The 14386-nt window shown below is 69.8% G+C and carries 10 protein-coding genes; 3 read left to right on the top strand and 7 right to left on the bottom strand.

Features of this window, described 5'->3' with window-relative positions; translation table 11 throughout:
* Window positions 1–189: 189 nt before the first annotated feature.
* Window positions 190–1161, top strand: a complete 972-nt coding sequence (locus WME79_RS18760) for a protocatechuate 3,4-dioxygenase (protein WP_437537633.1) — start codon at window positions 190–192, stop codon at window positions 1159–1161.
* A gap of 135 nt (window positions 1162–1296) precedes the next feature.
* Here WME79_RS18760 and WME79_RS18755 read toward each other — a convergent pair whose 3' ends face one another.
* The 5 genes from WME79_RS18755 to WME79_RS18735 form a co-directional block, all read right to left on the bottom strand.
* Window positions 1297–2238 carry an ABC transporter permease gene (locus WME79_RS18755; RefSeq protein ID WP_437537630.1) on the bottom strand — a complete coding sequence of 314 codons (942 nt, stop codon included), beginning with the start codon at window positions 2236–2238 and terminating at the stop codon, window positions 1297–1299.
* Window positions 2235–3755 carry a sugar ABC transporter ATP-binding protein gene (locus WME79_RS18750; RefSeq protein ID WP_437537627.1) on the bottom strand — a complete coding sequence of 507 codons (1521 nt, stop codon included), beginning with the start codon at window positions 3753–3755 and terminating at the stop codon, window positions 2235–2237. The genes WME79_RS18755 and WME79_RS18750 overlap by 4 nt, the downstream gene beginning before the upstream one ends.
* A gap of 7 nt (window positions 3756–3762) precedes the next feature.
* Entirely contained in the window at window positions 3763–4785 is a 1023-nt protein-coding gene (locus tag WME79_RS18745; RefSeq protein ID WP_437537624.1) for an ABC transporter substrate-binding protein, read from the bottom strand.
* 215 nt (window positions 4786–5000) lie between these two features.
* Window positions 5001–5552 (bottom strand): SRPBCC family protein, encoded by a 552-nt coding sequence (locus WME79_RS18740; RefSeq protein ID WP_437537621.1) that lies wholly within the window; start codon window positions 5550–5552, stop codon window positions 5001–5003.
* Between the two features lie 51 nt (window positions 5553–5603).
* The gene (locus WME79_RS18735) at window positions 5604–8375 is read right to left on the bottom strand and encodes a DUF2961 domain-containing protein (protein WP_437537619.1); all 2772 of its coding nucleotides are present in this window, start codon (window positions 8373–8375) and stop codon (window positions 5604–5606) included.
* Between the two features lie 292 nt (window positions 8376–8667).
* On the opposite strand from WME79_RS18735, the gene WME79_RS18730 reads away from it, so the two are divergent.
* Window positions 8668–9918 (top strand): ADP-ribosylglycohydrolase family protein, encoded by a 1251-nt coding sequence (locus WME79_RS18730; RefSeq protein ID WP_437537616.1) that lies wholly within the window; start codon window positions 8668–8670, stop codon window positions 9916–9918.
* Window positions 9919–9926: 8 nt separating this feature from the next.
* On the opposite strand, the gene WME79_RS18725 is transcribed toward WME79_RS18730, so the two are convergent.
* Window positions 9927–10907: a hypothetical protein gene (locus WME79_RS18725; protein WP_437537613.1), complete on the bottom strand. Its 981-nt coding sequence runs from the start codon at window positions 10905–10907 to the stop codon at window positions 9927–9929.
* Window positions 10908–11697: 790 nt separating this feature from the next.
* Between WME79_RS18725 and WME79_RS18720 the strand changes: the two genes are divergently transcribed.
* On the top strand, window positions 11698–12900 hold the full coding sequence (locus tag WME79_RS18720) for a vWA domain-containing protein (RefSeq protein ID WP_437537610.1): 1203 nt from the start codon (window positions 11698–11700) through the stop codon (window positions 12898–12900).
* A gap of 262 nt (window positions 12901–13162) precedes the next feature.
* Here WME79_RS18720 and WME79_RS18715 read toward each other — a convergent pair whose 3' ends face one another.
* On the bottom strand, window positions 13163–14323 hold the full coding sequence (locus tag WME79_RS18715; RefSeq protein ID WP_437537607.1) for an endo-1,4-beta-xylanase: 1161 nt from the start codon (window positions 14321–14323) through the stop codon (window positions 13163–13165).
* Between the last annotated feature and the right edge of the window lie 63 nt (window positions 14324–14386).

Here is a 14386-nt window from a genome sequence, read left to right as displayed (position 1 = left end):
CGATGTTCTAGCGCGCCAAGGACTCCTGCGCAGCGCGTGCGGACATCGCCGTCGTGACGTTCACGACCGGCGCTTCAGAGTTCCTTAAGAGATGCGTTCCATGCTGCGGAGGTGTCGAGGAGCGGCGCACGCAGCGCGCACGCTCGGACACCCACCATCGAGGAAGGAGCCACGATGACGAGCGACGCGATGAATGACCCCTCACACCCCTTCACGCGCCGGACCCTCCTGCAGGGCCTCGGCGCGGGCCTGGCGCTCGCGCCGCTCGGCGCGCTCCCCGCCTGCGGAGACGCCGACTCGACCCCGGGGACGGGCGGCGCCGGCGGAGCGGGCGGCGGCGCTGGCGAAGCGGGCACCGGCGGCGAAGCCGGCGTCGGCGGCCAGGCGGGCGCTGACAGCGAGGCGGGTGCCGGCGGCCAGGCGGGCGCCGGCGGCGGGGGTGACTGGGCTTCGGGTGGCACCGGCTCGCTCTCGGAAGATTACCGGGATCCGTTCACCGACGACCAAGGCGCCGCCTGTGCTCTGACGTGCGCGATGACGCTGGGTCCCTGTTACGCGCAGACGATCGAGCGCAAGGACATCAGCGAGGGCTACCCCGGTTTGCCCGTCCGGCTCGCGCTGCGCGTCGTGGACGAGGCGTGCTCTCCCATCGAGGGGGCCACCGTGGACATCTGGCACACGCGGAACACCGGGCTCTACTCGGGCGACGACTCGGTGGACATGTGCACGAGTGGGGATGAAGACGCCCTGAGCCACAGGTACTTCCGCGGCGTGCAGCCGACAGACGCGCAGGGACGGGTCGATTTCGATACCTGCTATCCGGGATGGTACTCCGGTCGCGCCATCCATATCCACTTCACCGTGCGCGTCGGAGGCGAAGAGTACGTGACGTCTCAGCTCTTCTTCCCGGAAGCGCTGACCGCCGAGCTCTTCGCGGGCCACCCCGATTATGCGGCGCTCGGACAGCCGGACACGACGAACGCCAGCGACTCCATCTATGGGGGCGAGGAGTACGTCCTGTCGACCGAAAAGCAGGCGGACGGATCGCTGCTCGCCTGGAAGACGCTCGTGGTCCGCTCCTCGCTCGCGGACGAGCTCTGCTCGACAGGCGGTATGGGAGGGCCGCCAGGCGGCGGCATGGGCCCGCCTCCCGGCGGCTGATCCAGGCGCCGAGGCCGCCTGGGCGCAGCCATGACGCCAGGTGAGCCCGACCTGGTCCGCGTGCGCCCACGGGAGCGGCCATGCAGACTGGTCCGCGCGCCGTGTGCGAGCCGCGTTCGATCGGCTGGTCGGCCGTCAGCCCGCGGCAGCGCGTGCCCCGCGCGCGCGCCGCACCCGGTCGACGGCGACGGCGACCACGATGATCGCGCCCGTCGCGATCTCCTGCACCCAGCTCGGCAACCCGAGGTGGACGCCGCCGGTCCGGATGACCGTGATGAGCAGCGCCCCGATCACGCTCCCCGCGACGCTCCCCTCGCCGCCCGACAGCGGCGCGCCGCCGATGACCACCGCCGCGATGACCTCGAGCTCCAGGCCGATCGAGTCGGTCGGGTCGCCCACCGTCAGCGTCGAGAACTCCATCACCCCCGCGACGCCGGCGAGGAGGCTCGACAGCGTGTACACCGCGATCTTCACCCGCCCCGTGTCGATGCCGCACAGGCGCGCTGCGGCCTCGTTGCTGCCGACCGCGAACACGTGCCGCCCGAAGCGCGTGAACAGGAGCACGGCGAAGACCAGGATCGCCAGCGCCGCCGTGATCCACAGCCCGGGCGCGGTGAGGTCGGCCGACAGCAGCGCGTCGAGCCCGCGCGGATCCGCGTCGATCTTCTGCTCGGACGCGAGCCCCTTCGCGGCGCCGCGCAGCGCGCTCATCGTGCCCAGCGTCACGACGAAGGGCACCATCCGCGCCCGCCCCACGAGCGTCCCGACGAAGGCGCCCACGAGGCCCGCCGCCGCCGCGGCGACGAGCGCCGCCGGGAGCGCCGGCACCCCCGCGCGCAGGAGCTTCGCGAGGACGACCGTCGTGAACGCGACGAGCGAGCCCGTGGAGAGGTCGATCCCGCCGGTCGCGATGACGAGCGTCATGCCGACGGCGCAGATGCCGACCACCACCGTCTGCCGCGCCATCGTGAGCAGGTTCTGGCTGCGCAGGAACGTGTCGGGCGTCAGCGCCGCGAAGAGCGCGTAGACGAGCAGCAGCGCGACGAGCGGCCCTACCCACGGCGGACGCTTCTTCACGACGATGCCTCCAGGAGGAGCGACGCCTCGGTCCACGACGACGCGGGCCGCGGCGGGTCGAGGGTCCCCCGGCGGAGGACCGCGATGCGATCGCAGGTCGTGACGAGCTCGTCGAGCTGGCTCGACACGAGCACGATCGCCTTGCCGGCGCGCGCCAGATCGCGCAGCAGCGCCAGCACCTGCGCCTTGCTCGCCACGTCGACGCCGCGCGTCGGCTCGTCGACGAGGAGCACGTCGAAGTCCTCGCGGAGCAGCCGCGCGAGCTGGACCTTCTGCTGGTTGCCGCCCGAGAGCTCGCCGACGCGCTGCTCCGGCCCTCCTGCGCGGATCGCGAGCCTCTCGATCCAGCGCGCCCCCTCCGAGAGGAGCGACCTCGGCCTGGCGAAGCGCGGAGCGCGCGGCGAGAGCCAGACGTTCTCGGCGAGCGAGCGGCCGAGCATCAACCCTTCGCCGCCGCGATCCTCGCTCAGCAGGCCGATCCCGCGAGGAGCGCGCAGCGCGACCGTCCCGCCGCGCCTCGGATCGAGCCCCGCGAGGATGCGGAGGAGCTCTGTCCTCCCCGAGCCGACGAGGCCGGCGATGCCCAGGATCTCCCCCCGGCGCAGCGTCAGCGACGCGCGCTTCGGCCGCTTCACGCCGGAGACGCCCTCGGCCTCGAGAACCACCTCGCCGCCGTCCGGACGCGCCGCCTCGGACACCGCGCTCGCGCGTGTGTCGGCGCTCGCGCGCGTGTCCTCGAGCGCCCGGCCCAGCATCTCGCGGACGATCTGCGCCGGCTCGGTCTCGCGCGGATCGCCTTCGCCCGCGACGCGGCCGTCGCGGAGCACCGTGTAGCGATCGGCGTGCGCGCGCACGTCCGAGAGGAAGTGGGTCACGAGCAGCACCGCGAGGCCGGCGTCTCGCAGGGCGCGGACGCGCTCGAACAGGCGCGCGGCGTCCGACTGGCCCAGGCTCGATGTCGGCTCATCGAGGACGAGGAGCCGCGCCGCGAGCCGCCCGTCCTCGCGGAGGCCGCCCTGCGCGAGCGCCCGCGCGATCTCGACGAGCTGCTGATCGGCGACGCCGAGCTCTCCGGCCCGCGCGTCGAGCGGCACGCGCCCCGGATCGGCGGTGACGAGCGCGATCGCCGCCCGCGCCACGGCGCGCGCGCGCGAGCGGTCCCGGATCCCGAGCCGCGCGCGCGCGAGCGGCTCGATCCCGAGCACCACGTTGTCGACGACCGTGAGGTGGGCGCAGAGCGTCCGCTCTTGCGGCACCAGGACGACGCCCGCGCGGCGCGCCTCCTCGGCCGACGCCGGCGCATACCGCGCTCCTCCGAGCAGGATCGCGCCTGCGTCCGCGCGCTCCATGCCGAGCAGGACGCGCGCCAGCGTGCTCTTGCCCGCGCCGTTCTCGCCGAGCAGCGCGTGGATGCTCGCGGGCGCTACCCGCAGCGAGACATCGCGCAGCACCGGGTTCGGGCCGAACGCCTTCGCGAGGCCCGTCACCTCCAGGAGGGGCGCGCGCTCTCCGGCCACGGGCCGCTCACTCCCCGAGCCACCTGGCGAGGTCGGGCCGCACGATCTCCTGCACCGCCGGGTCGTCGAGGTCCTGCCTCGTGACGACGCGCGAGCCCGTGTCGATGCGCGCCTCGACCTTCTCTCCGTGGAGGTGCGCCACCATCGTCTTGATCGCGACGTACCCCATGTTGAACGGGTTCTGCACGACGAGCGCCTCGATGTCGCCCTCGCGCAGCGCGCCGAGGAGCTTCTCCGACGCGTCGAAGCCGACGAACTTCACCTTCCTCGCGACGTTCGTCTTGCGGAGCGCCTGCAGCATCCCGAACGTCGTCGACTCGTTCGGCGTGAACACCCCGGCGATGGCCCCTTCCGCCGCCCTCTGCGCGAGCAGCAGGCTCTCGCTCTTGTGGAACGCCGACTCCGTGGTGGCGCCGCCATACTGGTTCTCGCTCGCGACCGTGACGCCGGGCATCGCGCGGATCGCGTCGAGGAACCCCTTCTCGCGGTGCTGCGTGCTCGCCGAGCCCTCCTGGTAACGGAGCACGACGACCTTGCCGTTCTCGCCGATCGCCTTGCCGAGGTGCTCTCCGGCGAGCCTGCCGGCCGCCTCGTTGTCGGTGGCGACGAAGCTCACGTGATCGTCGCTGGCGAGATCGGAGTCGAACACGACAACCGGGATCTTCGCCTGCGCCGCCGCCCGCACCGGCGCCCTCAGCGCCGTGTCGTCGAGCGGCGCGAGCACGATGCCGGACACGCCCTGCGCGACGAAGCTCGAGACCACATCGACCTGCGCCTTGAGGTCGTCCTCCCGGAGCGGCCCCTTCCACACGATGTCGACGTCGAGCTCGCGCGACGCCTTCACCGCGCCTGCGTGCACGCTCTTCCAGAACTCGTGTGTCGTCCCCTTCGGCACGACAGCGATGCGGAGGCGCGCGCCGCCCCCCGCGCCCGGGCCCGCATCCGTCGACGTCGTCACCGATGACGATGTCTTGGAGCACGCGGCGAGGACGGCAATCGCGAACGCGCACACGACGACATGGACGCTCATGGGCGCGAGAGGATAGTCGACGGATCGCGGCCACGCTCGCGCGGGCAAGCACGTCGCCGGCGGAGATCCGTCCGACAAGCACCATGGGAGTTCTCGGCTGCACCCGGCGCAGGCAAGCTCATCCCAGCGCGACGCTCGCCTGCAGCTCGTCATTCACCCGGGTCGAACCGACGAGCGGGCGCGCAGATCGACCCGGGTCGGACTGTGCTGCTCAGTCAGCCCGGCGGCGCCGCCTTCGACTCGACGATCTGCTTCATCGCCCCGAGCCCCTTCTCGAAGTCGGCGCCGACCATCTTGTCCATATCCATGAACATACCGAATGCCTTGCCGAGGAAGCCGTTCTCCCCCTCCATCGCCCACGTCACCTTCGTGCCGGATGGCGCCGGAACGAACGTGAACAATGCGGTGTTCGTCGCCTCGAACGGCTTGATGAACTCGACCCGGACCGTGACGTTCGACGGTTGCTCTGCGCCCGTGATCGTCATCTTCCCCTCGCCCACCTCGTCGTTGCCCGACCACGCGTACGACGCGCCGGGGCCGGCCGCAGGCCCTTCGTAGGTCCGCTTCAGGGCCGGGTCGAGCCCCTCCCACGGCGACCACCGCGCCCAGGCGTGGAAGTCGGCGACCTGGGCGTACACGGCCTCTGGAGGCGCCGCCACGGTCGCGGAACGCTCGACGCGGAACGTAGAAGGCCGCGTCATCACCACGATCACGAACAGGAGGACGACCGCCACGAGCCCGAGCCCAACGCGCTTGAGTACCTTCATGCGCGAATCCTACACCCTGCACGCAGGGCTTGAAACCCCTCGCGGCGCGCCTCAGAGGCCGAGGAGCTCCTGGAGAAACACGCCGCCCTTCCCTGCCCCTGCGTGCGTGAAGAACAGGCGCCCCGCCTCGAAGTCACCCCCCTCCGCGACCCACTCGGCCGCATGAGCGCGCAGCCGGGCAATGGCGTGCGGCGGGAACGCGAACGGCGAGCGCGCGCGGTAGACGAACGTTGCGTCGTAGTCGACAGGGTAGCTCGTGACCGTCAGGTAAAACCACCCTTTCCGCTCGAACACGAACGGCGACTCGGTATAACCGCTGTTGCGCATCGCCGTCTCCGGCCCGAGCGTGAGCGCCATGGCCGGCGGGCTCCAGTGGAGAAGATCCAGCGACGTGCGGTAGGCGACGCCGCTCAGGGGCGACGCGATCGACGCGCAGCGCGTATAGTACACAACCCACAGATCGCCGAGCCGGGCGAGCATCGGATCGCGGGCGACGCAGATGTCCTCGAAGAGCGTCCCCCCCTCGCGGCCCCAGGCAAAACCGTCGCGGGAGCGCGCGATCCGGAAGCCGGATCGGTCGGGGTCGTGCGTGCCCACATGAAAGATCATCACCAGGCTGCCGTCCCGGTCCCGGACCATGTGCGGGGCCCAGATCCAGCGCTCGTCAGAGAGGGCGCGAATCGAGAAGCGCTCCGGCGCCAGCGTGAGGCTCGGTGAGACGGATTCCATCCAGCTCACTGGCCCGGGTCCAGGCGCGGTGGCGAGGACGAACTCGCGCTCGGTGTCCGGTCGATAAGGCTCGTGGTGAAAGATCCCGGTGAGGATCCAGCGGCCGTCGTCGAGCTGGATCATCGAGTGATCGTTCACATAGAACGGGCCCCCGGGGATGCTCTTCGCGTCGAAGATCTCCACCGCGGGCCCCTGCGTGAGCTGAGGCGCGGGAGGTCCGGAGAAGAACCGCAGCGTGTAGCCCCGCGCGCTCCAGGGCGCCGGGGAGTGGGTCGCGTCGATCTCGAGGACCGGGCGCCTGCCTGCGCCGCACTGTTCGGGGAGGAGGTCGATCCAGAGCGCGTCCTCGGCGAGCGACCGGACAGGGTTCGCCTGCATCTCGTGGAGCACGCCGACCTCCCGCCCGTCGAGCCTGACGCGCGCCGTCTGCGGGGCTTTCGCCGCGGAGTACGCGCGGAGCAGCAACAGGCCGCGCGCATCGGGCGGGCATGCGACCTCGATCCGGGTGATCCCGCGGCCCTCGTTGGACCAGGATCGCCGCCGGAGCTCCAGCCGCTCGGCGTCGACGGCCGAATGCACGAGCCGCCGCCTCCCGGGCGCACGGACCTTCTGCTCACCGATCACCTGATGATCCGAGAATGCGTAAGAGAGGCCCAGCGAGCGCACCCGCAGCGGCGTGTAGGCGCCGGTCGGCCCGGCCTCGACGCCGAAGCGCAGACCGGAGCGGCTCACGATGGGATCGGCCACGTGCAGGCGGTACAGGGAATGCACGAACGTGGCGTTCCTCCATCCATCCTCGGGATCGATGACAAGGAAACGGAGCAGCCCGCTGAAGGGGTTATGGTGCGCGCCCAGGAAATAGAAGCCTCCATTGAAGTAGTCCTCGGTGCCGGTCCCTATCTGCAGCGGGTGCGACATCCCGTCGGTCCGGACCATCTCGTCGCCCTCGAGGTACGTCCGATCGTTCGGCCGGCCGCCGCTGATCTCCTCGAGGAGCGCGACGAGCTGGAGCGGCTCATCGCTCTCGAAGAGGGGCATCGTCGTCTCGCGTCCGGGGGCCATCTGATCGCGGTATTGCGCGATCAGCCGCACGCCTCGGCGGGCGGGCGCGAGGTCGACGGCCGCCTCGACGCCCGCGATCTCCTGCCCGGGCGCGGCCTCGAGCGAGAGCACCTCCCCTTCGGCCAGCGGGATCGGCAGGCGCGTCGCGAGCCTGCCCGCCCCTGCGGCGTCGGGCGTCCAGGCGGCGTGCAGCGCGCTCCGGAAGGTCGTCCATCCGCCGTCGGCGTCGGTGCCCGAGCTGGCGAGGCCGAAGAAGAACGACGCGGGTATGGGCGGCTGTCCGCCGATCCTCACCGAGAGATCGTTCAAGCTCCCCGCCGGGATGTGAACGTCGACCCCGGATACGGTCGCGGGGCCTGTCGCGAGGACGAGCGGCGCGCTGGCCCTCAGGCTCTCCCGGCGCAACGGGGCAGGCAGGGTCGCTGTCCAGTCCTCCGTCATGAACCGCGAGAGCTCCTCGGGCGTCGGTCCCGATGCGGCCCCGGGGCCCTCGCGGTACGTGACCTGGTAATAGATGGGAACGCCCCGGAAGCGGACCTTGGCCTCGCTCGACCAGGCGAAGGGGACATAGCTGGTGTACGCGCCCGAGCTCGCGTCCACGTCGAGCACGAGAGGTGATCTCCAGGAGCCCCTACCTCCGAAGAAATCGCCGGGCGACCCGCGAAACGCGGTGCGTCCGTCGATCTCGATCCAGATCTCCTGGTCCGGCCTCTCGAGCTCCGCGCGGGGGGCGGTCATCCAGATCCGCGCGATTCTCCCCTCCCCACGGGCATGGAACAGGACCCGGTGGTCCCCCTCGAGCGCGACCCCCGGGCGATACCCATCATCGTTGCCCCCTGAAGGATCATGCGTGGTCACGCTCCGTGTCATCCACCCCGGATGAAAGGAGAGGAGATCCTCCAGCACCGGCGTGATGGACGCGGCGCCCGGCGCGATGGCCAGGGACGCGCCGAGGAGATGGCGGGCCGCGCTCGAGACAAGGCGGTCCAGGAACGCGCCCGCGCCGCGCCCATTGAGACTTCCGGCGTTCATGATCGAAACGTAATGGCGCGGACAGCGCCAGGGGAGCGGGCTCGGCGAGGCACCTCGCTTGCACCGCCACGGAGCGAGAGCATGCGCGACGCACCGATCGCGCACTCGAGAGGGGTAATTCATGCGCACCCGCCGCGATCGACGCCCTGTCGAAGGCTCACCCCGCACCGGGCCACGCGCATGCGCGCGCGGCCTCCTGCTCGCGCTCCTCTCGCTATCGCCGCTCGCGGGCGCCGGCGACGCGCCGCGCCGCGCGCACGCCGCTCCCATGGAGCAACGGGACACGCCGGGAATGTCCCCGAGGCCGCGGCTCCAGCTCGATCGCGCAGCCTACGCCGAGCGGCTCCGCGCGATGTGGATTGGCGCGTGCATCGCCAACTGGACAGGGCTTCGCACGGAGGGCGTCCGCATCGAGCGCCCCTTCTTCACCGACGCTGACTGGGGAAAGCCCCTGGGGCGCGACGGAGCGCCGATCGACTTCGTCCTCCTCGACCCCTGCCCGGCCGACGATGACACGGACATCGAGTATGTTTACCTCCACCTCATGACCGAGGCGGGGACCCTCTTGCTCTCCCCCGAGCAAATCCGGGACGGATGGCGCGCGCACATCAACGATTTCATCTGGGTCTCCAACCGGCGGGCGCGCGATCTCCTCGAGCGCGGCGTGCTGCCCCCCGCGACGAGCGATCCGGCGCTCAATCCGGACGCGCTCCAGATCGACGCCCAGCTCACCACGGAGATCTTCGGCGCCCTCGCGCCCGGCATGCCGGAGCTGGCGCTGCGGATCGCCGACCTCCCCATCCGGACCACCGCGCGCGATCACGCGGCGCACGCCGCGCAGTTCCATGTTCTCCTCTTCTCGCTCGCCGCGACCGTCGATCTGGAGAAGCCGCGGCGACAGGAGATCGTGCGCATCGTCCGTGAGGCCAGGAGCTACCTGCCGGCGGAGTCCAAGGCCGCCGATGTCATCGACTTCGTGCTGTCCGCCTATCTATCGACCAGCGATCGCGACGACTGGGAGCGCGTCCGCGATGCCATTGCGGAGCGCTACCAGGAGCGGGCCTCGGCGTATGGCTTCGTCTATCGGGGGTTCACGGAATCCGCGATCAACCTGGCGACCTCGACGCTGGCCCTCCTGTTCGGTGAGGGGAGCTTCCGGCGGACCGTACAGATCGGCACCCTGTCCGGCTGGGACTCCGACAACGGCACGGCGACCATGGGCTCGCTCGTCGCGCTGATCGGTGGGATGGAGGAGCTGCGCCGCGCCTTCCCTGGCGCGCCCCTGTCCGACCGTTATCGTATCCACCGCACGCGCCCCACCCTGCCGGACCGGCTTCCGCAGGATCGCGAGGCCGAGGACACCTTCACGGATGTGGCGAGGAGGATGGCCGCGCTGGTCGACCTGGCCGTGCGGCAGGGAGGCGGCCAGGTCGAGCCGACCCGGTGGGTCGTCCCTCCTCGCCCCCGCGATGGCACAGGAGCCAGCGCGCGCGCCACCCCCGGCTCCGAGCCGCGGTCCCGCGCACCTCGCTCGGTGAGATGACCTGGCGCTCAGGGCGCCTCGGGCCAGCCTGTCGTCGTGAATCTGCTGTCCACGGTCATGCTGTGGACGTTGCGAATCGTGCCGTCGATCAGCCGGAAGAAGTGCGCATCGAGCAACCCGGAGCTCTCGCCGCCGAAGAGCACGATGCCCACCGAGACGCCGGCCTCCACATCGGCGAGGTAACGCCGGTTGCCGATGACGACGCCGTCCGGGATCCCGACGGGACACGGAGCGGTCGCCTGGCCGCCTTCCAGGCGCTCGCAGCCCTCGCCGAACGGCGGCTTCACCGACTTGTCGTTGAAGACGTCGAAGTACGCCTTGGCCGCGGCGAGCAGCTGTTCCCGCGTGCTGCGCTGATCTTCAGGCAACACGTCCCATGTCTGGTCCTTCGAGTCGAGGTACCCCTGGGCGTCGAACAGCCAATCGCCATCCCGGGTGATGATGGCCTCGGCCTCCGTGATGCCACCGGACTCGACCTTCAGCCTCAACCCCATGATCACGTCCACCCCGTCTTCCGGGAGCACGACCTCGGACATCGTTCCACATTGCTCGGTGTCGACGAGGTACCGGTGCAGCTTGATCGGTCCGGCGGTCTTCCAGAGGCCCTCTCCGATCGCCACCTCCTCGGTATTCTCGGTGTACTTTGCGCTCGACGTGACCGGCGCCCCCGCCGGATCGTGCGTCGACAGCGCCGCGAGATACGCCTGGGTGGCTGCTGCGAGCCCCGCGCGGGTGCAGCTCACCGGGTCCCCCGCGCCCTCGCCTGTCGTCCCGCCTCCCGCCGTGGTGCTGCTCGCCGTGATCGTCGTGCTCGCCCCCACGCTCGAGCTGGCGCTGCTGGAGCTCGTGGCGCCGCCTCCGGCCCCGCTCGAAGCGCCTGTTGTCGCGCTCGTGGCGCCGCCGCTCTCCGAAGCGGCTTGCTCGGTGACCGCGCCGCCAGAACACGCGAGAAGCAACGAGAAGCTCGCGAACCCGAATCGCATCTTCATGAGCCCTCCGCGAGGTACCCTTCGGTTCACCATCGATCAGCGTGCTCTCCGCAAGGAAGCCCCTTGCCAGCACACGGCGGAATCTTGCCTCGAATCGTCGCGGACGTCGATACGCTGCTTGGGAAAACACTCGAGTTCGCTCCCAGCACGCCGCAGCGCGATCGGCGCAATTCGATACGTGGATGAATCTTTGGCTGTGGTCGATTTTCCAGAGGGCGACCGGATCACACGCGAGCTGCTCTGACCGACCGGCGCGTGCAGCGTCGCTGCACGACGAAGACGTCCACTGCAAGGAGCTCCGGCGACATTTCTGTCACCCCCGACAAGCGACCTTTGCACGCGGCGCGGCACGGGCCACCGCGCGGGGCGCTCTGCGATGTCCAGGACCGCGGCCTTGCCCCTCGGATCCCGGCGGCCTCTGCGCCACGAGGGCGCGCGGCCCTCCCGCGCCGCTGGGGCCCGCGCCATCAGGGACGGCGCGGCCCAGCACCCACGACGTCGGATGTGAGATTTCACGCCGACGACCGTGCTGATTGCGTGACCGGGGTCGCATTGCGCGATGACGGCCGCGACGCGACGCCGCGTCTTTTCAGACCGTATCCCGCGCAAAGATCACCGTCATCGACTATACTAGTCATCGATCCCGAGGCTCCGGCGAGGCATATCACTGGAAAATTCCGCCTCTGGAGACCTCACGTTGCTAACTAACTTCGTGCCCGCGGACCGCGCTGGCACGCGTTCCAGAAGGAGTCGGCTCATGAGATTGCCTAGGATAGCCATTGCATGGCCAATGGTGGCTTTGATCGGCGCGGCGTGCGGCGGGGCCAACGATGGCAGCGGGGACAGCGCTAGCTCGCAGAGCGGCGCCGGCGCCGGCTCCGGGTCCGGCTCCGGCAACAGCACCAGCACCGGCTTCGACGACACCTTCGGCGAGGGAAGCGGCGAAGGATCGAGCGGGAGCTCCGACCCGACCGGCAGCAGCAGCGGGGGCTCGACGGGCGCGGGGGAGGCGTGCGCCACCCAGTCGTCCCAGGCCGGGTTTCAACAGGTGTACCTCGTGTTTGCGTTCGACGTATCGGCCAGCATGACCGCGAGCGACGTGGAGTGGCGCAGGAAGGATCTCAAGTGGGATCCCGTCGTGGCCGCGACGAAGCAGTTCTTTCTGGATCCCGCGTCCGAGGGGTTCAGGGCGTCGCTCACGTTCTTCCCAGGCGCGGCTCAGGTGTTTCAGGCGTGCGAGGGCACCATCTACTCGACCCCGAATGTCCCGATGACGCCGCTGCCCTCCCCGGCGTTCGGCGAGGCGATCGATGTCATCGAGCCGGAGATAAGCGCCATGGGCACGTGGCGCACCAGCACGCCGACGGCATTCGCGGTCGAAGGCCTCACCGCTTACATCGAAGCGCAGCGCCAGCAGAACCCCGGGAAATATGCGATCGTGCTCGTGACCGACGGCTATCCGGAGGGGTGCCGACAAGGCGGCAACGCGCTCCAGGACGTCGTGAGCAACGTCGAGGCTGCACGCGCCAACAACATCTCGACCTTCGTGATCGGGGTCGACAGTCCGCAGGGGGACGGCGCGCCGCCCAGCCTCACCAACCTGCACGAGATCGCCGCTGCAGGCGGCACGGGAGAGGCGTCCATGCTGAACACCGGCGATCCCACGCAGACGACGGCCGCGTTCAAGACCGCGATCGAGAAGATCCGCGGCGCCGCCGTCTCGTGCACGATCCCGATCCCGCCGGCGCCCGACGGGAGGACGTTCGACAAGCAAAAGGTCAACGTGACCTACACGAGCGCCCAGACCAACATGCCGACGACCCTCTCGTATGACCAGGCCTGCTCGGCCGCGGGGACATGGCGTTACGACGAGCCTGCGAACCCGACGGCGATCATCCTCTGCGATGACACCTGCGCCGTGGTCCAAGCCGACGTCGAGGTCTCTCTGGGTGTCGACTTCACCTGCGAGGACGTGATCCAAGTGCCCCTGTGATCGACGACGCTCGCTGGCCGACACGGGTCTTCGCGAGGAGGCGCCGGCCAGCTGCTCGTCTCCCGGTACGCAGCCGGCGAGTGGGTACACCTCACTCGCCTGCCTGGCGCCCGAGCCCGCATCACACGAATCCACACCCCGCTTCAGGCCAAAGAGACCGACGCAGACCTGGAGAGAGCGCACCAGCATCCGTACGAGATGCCGGCGCGCCCGAGCTCCTCCGATTGAGGGAGCTCGTCCAGCTCAGTGCGTCAGCGCTGCGTCAATTACCACGCTCCAGGAAGTCCATCAGCCACGTCATGGCCGGCCGCATGGTGCCGTTCTCCTGCTGGAGGCCGGTGCCGTTCCTCCACGTCTTGCCGACGATGTAACCCCACAGGGTGATCCCCGGGATCTTGGGGTGATTCCAGAACATGGTGAATTGCTCCTCCATGATCTGCTTCTGCCGGTTGTCGTTCGCCTCGCCGATATCGTACTCGGTGATGTACACGGGCTTGCCCAGCTCGGCGAGCGAGTCGATGTACCCCTTGACCGTGTTGGTGTTGATCTTGAACGCGTCGTGCGCCTGCGCGCCGAGGGCGTCGACCGGGGCGCCCGCGTCGATCACCTTCTTCGCGATGTCCTTGAAGTGCCTGTGCTCGTTTTCGTACTCGATGTTGTTGTAGTCGTTGAGGATGAGCTTGGCGTTCGGACAGAACTCGCGAGCCCACTTGAAGGCGTTGACGATCCAGTCCCAGCCGCTGGCGCCGTTACCGCCGAGGCCGGCCGTGTACGAAGGCGTCGTGTGGGGCGGCGGCTCGTTGACGACGTCGATGTACTTCGTGTCCGGGTAGCGCTTGCAGAACTCCTCCATCCAGCTCCGCACAGCCTTCTTCTGCTCATCCGGCGAGAGGCTACCGACCCAGGAGGGTTGCTGGCTGCCCCACACGAAGACGTGGTGCTTGAAGATGATCTTGTTGTCCTGCGCGTACTTGTACGTCCTGTCGAGCGAGCTCCAGTTCTTGTTCCCGCGGGAGCTCTCGACGGAGCCCCACTTGCCCTCGTTCTCGGGCGTGATCTGGTTCCAGTACTTCGCGAAGCCGTCGCGCACGGCGCCGCTCGTCGTGATGTTGCCGACGAACTTCCCCTCGGGCTCGGAGCCGCCGGCCCCCGTGGACGCGCTGGTCGACGCGCTGGTCGAAGCGTCCCCACCGCCGACCCCCGTGGTCGCGGCGCCGGAGCTGGAGCTGGTCGTCCCGGGATCGCCCGAGCTGCTGCTGGTGGCAGGGCCGACGCCGGTCGTCGTGTTGGCGCTGGAGCTGCTGTTCGTGCTGTTGCTGGAGCTCGTGCTGGCGCTGGTGCCGGTGCTCCCCGCTCCGCCCGAGCCGCCCACGCCGTCGTCAACCCCGTCGCTCCCATCCCCGCATCCAAAGAGGGTCGCCATTCCGAGCGCGATCCAAGCGGTGCTGCACAGCAAACGAGAAGAACGCTTCTTATTCATGTTGGA

Source organism: Sorangium sp. So ce726, from assembly GCF_051521405.1.
Classification (GTDB): domain Bacteria; phylum Myxococcota_A; class Polyangia; order Polyangiales; family Polyangiaceae; genus Sorangium.
The sequence above is the reverse complement of the archived record's forward strand: the minus strand, read 5'-3'. Positions and strand labels throughout refer to the sequence as shown.

Coding starts and splice junctions, on each gene's coding strand:
- WME79_RS18760 (WP_437537633.1), top strand. CDS start 190: ATGAATGACCCCTCACACCCCTTCACGCGCCGGACCCTCCTGCAGGGC.
- WME79_RS18745 (WP_437537624.1), bottom strand. CDS start 4,785: ATGAGCGTCCATGTCGTCGTGTGCGCGTTCGCGATTGCCGTCCTCGCC.
- WME79_RS18740 (WP_437537621.1), bottom strand. CDS start 5,552: ATGAAGGTACTCAAGCGCGTTGGGCTCGGGCTCGTGGCGGTCGTCCTC.
- WME79_RS18735 (WP_437537619.1), bottom strand. CDS start 8,375: ATGAACGCCGGAAGTCTCAATGGGCGCGGCGCGGGCGCGTTCCTGGAC.
- WME79_RS18730 (WP_437537616.1), top strand. CDS start 8,668: ATGTCCCCGAGGCCGCGGCTCCAGCTCGATCGCGCAGCCTACGCCGAG.
- WME79_RS18725 (WP_437537613.1), bottom strand. CDS start 10,907: ATGAAGATGCGATTCGGGTTCGCGAGCTTCTCGTTGCTTCTCGCGTGT.
- WME79_RS18720 (WP_437537610.1), top strand. CDS start 11,698: ATGGTGGCTTTGATCGGCGCGGCGTGCGGCGGGGCCAACGATGGCAGC.
- WME79_RS18715 (WP_437537607.1), bottom strand. CDS start 14,323: ATGGCGACCCTCTTTGGATGCGGGGATGGGAGCGACGGGGTTGACGAC.